We start from the raw sequence: 7,598 nt of genomic DNA on the forward strand, positions 1-7,598 counted from the left end.
AGTCATTGCTTTATCCATCACATCTTGATTACATCTATATATCTTATTGTTACTCTTTCACTTGAATGATTGAATATATCCATTAATAATGGCTATATTCTTTGTCGGCACGTACATATAACTAATGTTTTTTAATTGATAAAGTGAAACTTTAATCAGCTCTCACCAATCGGGCTTTTATGGGCAGTCCGCCACCTAACTTCTCTTTGCTCTCGCTGAATTTTTTTGGGGATGTTACTGCCCGCAACTAGCAAGATAGATGTTATCAAGATTCATACGTTACAATAGTACCGGTAGTATCAGTAAAACCATCAAAACAGTTAGAGCAACCACCACAGCCGCCACAACCGCCACAGCCTCCGCAACCAAAACAACCGAAGCAACCAATACAACGGAAGCCACCACAACGGAAGCCGCCACAACGACCTCCACCACAACCGCCACAACGACCACAACCGCCACAGCGACGAGCAGCATCTTCAATATAGTAATATGGATATTGGTTTTGCTGGTCCCAATAGACAATATTTCCAGACCGGTAATCATTAAGGCTTAACGCTTGTAGTTCTTGTTGAAACTGATTCATTTTCATAACCTCCGTTTATAAAATACAACCTCATCAATACTTCCCTATATTCCTGTTCGTTACATCTAAGTAGAAATAGCGCTATAAACTAAGTTCAATACGTACACCAACAAAGTATGACTTATCACTAGATGATGCACCTTGTTCATATACCTATTTTTACTATGGGCTCATTTTTATAAAGTGAAAATTTAATCAGTGGGGTTTTGTTCATCCCCTACCTAACTTCTTTGCTTCCGCTGAATTTTGAGGTGGGGGGCTTACTGTCCGGCAAATAGCGAGATAAATAAAAATTAAAAAATATGAATTCTAGCGTCATATCTTCATACTTACTAAGTTCAATTAATTTCTCAATAATTATGATCCATATCCTATATATTTCCGTCTGCTGCTTAGATTTTTCTGTACTGTAAATGGCTTTCGCTATAACACCTCCAAGTGACCAGTTTTTATGATGGTTAAGAAATTCCAACAAAAAAAGCCCTAATTAGGGCTTTTCATTCTATTTCTCCAGCAAAGCTCTCTATGAAATTGTTAATTAAAAAAGACACACTTAGATTGATGCGTCTTTTTGTGATGCCTCTTTTGTGAAATCATATAAAGCAATTGCGCCTAAAAGGACAAGTATACCTTGAGGAACATCTAGCAAAATAGTTTTCCAAATTTCTGGAATTACCCATTTAATATCTGCTGCTGTTTCAAGATATGTTTGGAAATAGCTGATTGTAAAATTAATTATCCCTAAAAATACAAACAACGATAAACCAAATCGAATTAATTTCTTATTTGTAAACATATAACACCTCTCAAAATTCATTGGATATTCCTGCTTTTGCTTCTTTATATTTCCATATCTCTATATCTAATTTTAACACATAAAGAACTCAAAAAAATACGATATGCATATTTGCATATCGTATTAACAACACTCCATGATAATTTAGAAATTTCTGCAAAGAAAAAACAACTCCGTTACAGCTAACAGCTCGGGTTTCTTTTCTTATTTAACTTCATACCACCAACATTTACGTTCTTTGATTGTAAAATAAATGTGACAGAAGTTTATCCAGTTAATGCGTAGACAAGTAAATGAGCTAAATTATCGATATTCTATTTCGCCATATCAGTAGCACTAATGACTTTACGCAAATTTGACAAGAAAAAATATATAGCTAGGTATGATCCATACCTAGCTATAACATTACTTCTATTCTTTATCCAATTACGTCTTTTACGTCTGTATCCACTGGCCACTTTTCTAATGTATAAGCCATTTCCCAAAATGAATATTCATATTGACTGCTAATAATAAAATGCTGTTTCATACGTTTGCGATCTGCCTCTGTTACTTTTTCAGCGATAGTATCTAAACGTGTAATTTGTTCTTCAACTAGCGTACGGAACCAATCAGATCCATAAGCAGAAATCCATTCGTTATAAATTGGCTCTTCCGGCTGGCACTCTTTTAAGCGTTCGCCAATTTCATAATACAACCAATAGCAAGGTAAAATTGCTGCAATAATATCTCCTAAATGTCCTTCATACGCAGCACGATACATATGTGAAGTATACGCATATGCAGTTGGCGCAGGAATAAAATTATCTTTTTCTTCTTTTGTTATCCCTAGCTTTTTAGCAAAATTCTCATGTAATGATAATTCCGCCTCATATGTATTTTGGGCATGGTGTGCCATACGAGCTGTCGTTTCTAATTCAAGAGCTTTTGCAGCTCCTAATGTTTGTACTCTAGCAAAATGACTCAAATAATATGAATCTTGAAGAACATAATAGCGAAAACTAGCTAAATCTAACGTTCCTTCACCAAGTTTTTTTACAAAAGGATGGTTAAAACTCGCTTTCCAAATTGAATCTACTTCTTTACGTAACGATTGTGAAAAAGTCATTTAAATCCCTCCAATAATATATAAAATATAGATATTTATCCACAGCTATTAACGCTTTAAAATAAAAAAACTTTCTTTACAGGCGTAAAGAAAGTGAAATTGACAGTATTTATTTACTCATTAAATAGCAACGTCTTTCCCACTTCCCTACGCTGGCATTAACCAGATCAGGTACTAAGAGTCTCAAAATCACATTTGATCTCAGCCTATAAAAGGCCCCCCTAGTGGATAAATATTTTGTTTTTATAATGTATTCATCATAGCATACTTCGTGAAACTGTCAAAAAAATTAGTTATATAATTCCCTTAAAACCCTTCTTCTTTTCTAACTTTTAATGATGTTTCAATAATCATATCTAATAGTTTGCTATAACTAATTCCCGCTGCTTCTGCACTTTTTGGCAATAAACTTGATTGTGTCATCCCTGGTAATGTATTAATTTCCATTACATATGGAACTCCGTCCTTCACCATCATATCAACTCTTGCATAAACACTACATTTTAATGCTTTATAACAAGCGAGTGACGCTTTATTTACACGTTCATTAATTTCTGCTGGAAGTTCAATAACTTCCTCAACTGTACTAGTATCATCATATTTTGCATTGTAGTCAAAGAACTCGGCTGCATGTCGAATTGAAACTATAGGTAACTGTTTTCCATCCAGAATTGAACATGTAATTTCATCACCTTTTATATACTTCTCAATTACTACTTCAGAATCCCATTCGAATACAGTTTCTAGCATTGAGATCAATTCATTTTTATTATAAACGATTTTCACTCCGACACTCGATCCGCCAGAGTTTGGTTTTACTACTAATGGAAATCCTAACTTATCTAACTCATCAAGATTTAGATCCTCCATTTTTGTAAGTTCAATCCAATCTGGTGTTTCTACACCTTCATAACGTAAAATCTTTTTCGAAATATTTTTATCCATACATATACTGCTAGATAACATATTACTTCCGCTATAAGGAATCCCTAAACTCTCCAGTGTTCCTTGAACTGTCCCATCTTCTCCGTATTTTCCGTGTAATGCGAGCAACGCAAAGTCAATGTCTTTCGCTTTTTCAATTAAATCCACTTTTTCATTTAATGTAATTGGAACTATTTCATACTTATTTTTATCTAAATGAGCAATCATTTCATTCCCCGTCATAATTGAAACTTGTTTTTCAGACGATACCCCGCCCATAATAACACCGATTTTCATTTTCTCAACTCCAAATTTCATTTTTTAATGTATCACCAATTATTTTAATTCCCCGAACTATTTCTTCTTCTTTCAAGCGCGAAAACCCTAATCGGAAAGTGTTCGCTCCTTCTCCATCAGAGTAAAAAACATCTCCAGGTGAAAACGTAACGCCTTTCTCATAACACTTTTGTAAAAGTGTGCGGGCATTCATATGCTCTTCTAGCTCTATAAATAAATGCAGTCCACCATCTCCAGTCATTCTTTTGAAATGAATGTACTGGTTACATGCCCCGACAGCTAACTCATATTTTTTCTTATAAACAGATCTTGCCTTTTTTAAATATTTTTCAAAATATCCCTCATGTAAATATTGAAACAGAACAGCTTGATCTAGCGTAGATGTGTGAATCGTTCTTGCTCTTTTTACGCTTTCTAAATAATGAATCAGATCTTTATCTGCAATAATCCAACCTACACGTAAACCAGGGAAAAGTACCTTTGAAAAGCTACTAATATAAATCACATTATTGCCAGCTCCAGCAAAAGTTAATAATGGAGCTAAATGTGAACCTGAATAACGTAATTCTTCATTAAATCCGTCCTCTATAATAGGAACGTTGTATTTTGAGAATAACCTCATCAATTCCGTTCTTTTCTCTGAACTCGTAACAATACCGGTTGGATTATGATAAGAAGGAATTAAATAAGCAAAATCAAAATCTTTTTCACGCAAGCTTTTTTCAACTTCATTCGTATCAATACCATCCTCATTCATATCAATCCCCTGAACTTCAAGTCCATGTAAACGGAACAGCTTTAGTGCAGCGTGGTGAGTTGGATTCTCACAAATGACACGACCAGATTTTTTTGATAAAGAAGAGAGTACAATATCCAATCCTTCTGTAAATCCATTTGTAATTAGAATATCTTTATTTGAAATGTCTACACCTTTCATTTCCATGTAATGAAGTAAATAATTCATTAACGGTCTATATCCCTTTGCATATCCGTAGTTCAATACGATGTCTCCTTCAATGGACATACGAGTAAGAAAAGCTCTTTTGAAATTTTCAACATCAAATAGCTTCTCATCCGGGGCTATACTATTAAAGACAATCATTCCCTTTTCCCAACGAACACCATGTTTCATTAAATCTAATTCATCCGCTAATGCGGTCACTGTATTAAGTTTATTTTTCCAATTTATTTCAACAGACGAAGTGTTAGATATATCCACCTTCGCAACAAAGTTCCCTTTTCCTTTAACTGCATAAATGAGTCCTTCTTGTTCTAAATCTGCATAAGCAGCGAGTACAGTGTTTCTACTCACACTTAGTAATTCACTTAGTTCCCTTGTTGATGGGATTTTTTGATCCCCGAGCAAATGCCCTTTCATAATCATCTTCTTCAAATAATCTTTCAATTGAATATAAACGGGACGATCTTTAACAACTTTAAAATCCTTAAACAATTCCTTACCCCCTGCAATCATTTTTTCATATTTATTTCATTCTCAAAAGGTCCACGACATATGTATTTTTTATAAAGGGCGGTACGGTCTTACAAATCTTTTCGATATAAGTTAATCACATCTTTTAAAGCTGCAGCTGCAGCGCCTCGTGGATTAGAAGCCCCACCAATTGTAGTAACTTGTCCCATCGTATCTGTAAAGAACGTAATTCCTTTTTCGGTCCCATTTACTTTTGCTAACGGATGATCTTTTTCTATTTCGCACGGTTCAACATTTAAATTGACATTGCCACCCTCATCCTTATATGTTGATGCTATTAATTTAATAATTTTATGTTGTTCCTTAGCATTTCTAATTTGCTGTTTTGTAACGTGCTCGATTCCTTTTATGTGTATATCAGTAAGTGTTTTCTCTGTTTCCATTAAGCTGTTTGTCAAAAGTAACAATTTACACGCACTATCTGAACCACTTATATCTAATATAGGGTTTGTCTCAGCAATTCCTTTATCTTGTGCTTCTTTCAATGCTTCTTCAAATGTCATATCTTCCTCATACATTTTCGTAAGAATATAATTAGTTGTTCCATTTAATATTCCTTCTATTTTTTCAATACTGCAACCGGCTAAACTAAATTGTCCGATATCTAGGGTCGGTAATGCAGCGGCTGTTGCACCGCTATATCGAATTCGTACATTTGCGTCTCTTGCTGCTTCATTTATTTCTCTCCAGTTTGTAACGAGCGCCCCTTTAGAAATTGCTACTATATCCATCTGTTTCTCAATCGCTTGTTTCATATATTGTTTCCCTGGATTTCCATCTTTAAGATTTGTAACTGTTGATTCTACCAATACAGTACCACTTATGCTAGTTGTTGCACGTTCCTTCGGATGATACTCTAAATATTTTTCAATTGCAGCGGTACCGCCACCATACATCAATAAATGATGAAGTGATAAGCCGTCTTCATTATGTATTGCAATATTTCTCCCTAATACGCCACTTACAACTAATTGAATCCCATATGTTTCATATATATATGAATATTTTTCATTTAATAATTTTATAAACTCTCTGCCTACTGTTCCGTATCCTGATAATACAACTTGAATTTTCATAATATCCCCCCATATTTTTCTACCAAATCCCTCTTTCAATATAATATAAAGCGCTCTCGAATTCCATCGAGAGCGCTTTATTATTACCTATTTCGGTAAACGTGATAGCTTTTCAGCAATTGTTCTATAAAACTCTTGAATGCTAGAAAAACCTAATGAGTCTGAAACACTTAATCCTACCATATCGAGATGATCCCAATTCGCTTTCGTTTCGATATGATTCCATTTTCCAATCTGTAATGACCCATTATTATTTACAGCAACATTAGAAGATGGTGCAATCATAGAATTCGTATTTACTACACCATCATTTTGCCACCAAGAAGTATCAACTAACGGACGGTTTTCTTCATATCTCGCATAAGAACCTAAGAAAAATGCATTCCCCATCAACACTTTATTCATCGTAATATGCGGTAAATGTAAACCTGTTATAGGTGCTGCTTGTGATGCATGTCCACTATAGGATAAATAATACACATCTGGTTGCGTCTTTACCCAATTATTTAACTCCTTTGCACCATCTGTACTTAAATCCCATTGACTTATATCTTTTGTATTTTTCCAAAGTGAACTATTTAGAATACGATTACTATATTGGAAAAAGGACTCTCCAGCATTTTTCTTTATACCCCATTGATCCAATTTAAAATCATATAATGATAAATTATTGTTTCCTCCAAAGCTTGCAGCTGTAATGAGTAAATCTTTAACGAACGGCAGTAGAAGACTACCATCCGCAAGTGTTGTACCGTTGTGAGGGGTTGCTAATGTTGTAACACTGTGAACATATGATTTTCCGCCTTCAAATAGTGGTGATATTTTGATGTCTGGGTGATTTTTCACATAATTCTTTTCTTCAAAACTACCTTCTTTTAATAGCTGTACTAATGTTCTAATCGTTTGTCCACCCATGCTATGTCCAACTAAATGAACTTTATTTGTTTCACTCCAATTCGGCGCAAAACCACTATAAGTTCTGCCAAAACGATTATGTCCATGTTTCTCAGCATGTACGGCACCATAGTCTACTGTCCCACCGCTAATTTGTGCATACAATTCACATGCACGATCCCAGTTACTAGAAACAGGTCCAACAGCTGCGGTATGTACCGTATAACCATTGCGTTTCAAATCTTCCTGTATATCATGAACACCACCCCAATATTTTACGCCAAGCATTTCTTCTCTACCCCATCCAGCAAATCCATTCACCAATATGATTGGATAATTATTTTGTTGCCTCTCTTCAGCGTATGATATTTTCGCTGCGAATGAACATACGGTCACTAATGCGAAAAAACATATTTTTAAAAATA

General features: G+C 34.7%; 7 protein-coding genes, 1 pseudogene and 1 riboswitch. All 8 genes and pseudogenes read right to left on the reverse strand.

Annotation, left to right across the window (positions count from 1 at the left end; all coding sequences use genetic code 11):
* A pseudogene (locus ACQGSG_RS24260) lies at positions 1–120 on the reverse strand (site-specific integrase); the annotation flags it as partial.
* Between the two features lie 145 nt (positions 121–265).
* Positions 266–586, reverse strand: a complete 321-nt coding sequence (locus ACQGSG_RS24265; RefSeq protein ID WP_426948203.1) for a heterocycloanthracin/sonorensin family bacteriocin — start codon at positions 584–586, stop codon at positions 266–268.
* Positions 587–1,139: 553 nt separating this feature from the next.
* Positions 1,140–1,403: a DUF3937 domain-containing protein gene (locus ACQGSG_RS24270; RefSeq protein ID WP_002082716.1), complete on the reverse strand. Its 264-nt coding sequence runs from the start codon at positions 1,401–1,403 to the stop codon at positions 1,140–1,142.
* A 397-nt stretch (positions 1,404–1,800) separates the two neighbouring features.
* Complete coding sequence (gene tenA / locus ACQGSG_RS24275) at positions 1,801–2,490, reverse strand: thiaminase II (RefSeq protein ID WP_325843072.1); 690 nt, start codon at positions 2,488–2,490, stop codon at positions 1,801–1,803.
* Between the two features lie 127 nt (positions 2,491–2,617).
* A riboswitch (TPP riboswitch) is annotated at positions 2,618–2,723 on the reverse strand.
* A 73-nt stretch (positions 2,724–2,796) separates the two neighbouring features.
* Positions 2,797–3,711: a D-alanine--D-alanine ligase gene (locus ACQGSG_RS24280; protein WP_001987735.1), complete on the reverse strand. Its 915-nt coding sequence runs from the start codon at positions 3,709–3,711 to the stop codon at positions 2,797–2,799.
* Positions 3,712–3,715: 4 nt separating this feature from the next.
* Complete coding sequence (locus ACQGSG_RS24285; protein ID WP_426948206.1) at positions 3,716–5,164, reverse strand: PLP-dependent aminotransferase family protein; 1,449 nt, start codon at positions 5,162–5,164, stop codon at positions 3,716–3,718.
* Between the two features lie 89 nt (positions 5,165–5,253).
* Complete coding sequence (locus ACQGSG_RS24290; protein ID WP_325843073.1) at positions 5,254–6,279, reverse strand: homoserine dehydrogenase; 1,026 nt, start codon at positions 6,277–6,279, stop codon at positions 5,254–5,256.
* An 87-nt stretch (positions 6,280–6,366) separates the two neighbouring features.
* Positions 6,367–7,598 (reverse strand): esterase/lipase family protein (locus ACQGSG_RS24295; protein ID WP_426948208.1); only part of this gene is annotated, 1,232 nt, incomplete at its 5' end.

This window comes from Bacillus sp. GMa5/1 (genome assembly GCF_050172015.1).
GTDB lineage: Bacteria > Bacillota > Bacilli > Bacillales > Bacillaceae_G > Bacillus_A > Bacillus_A cereus.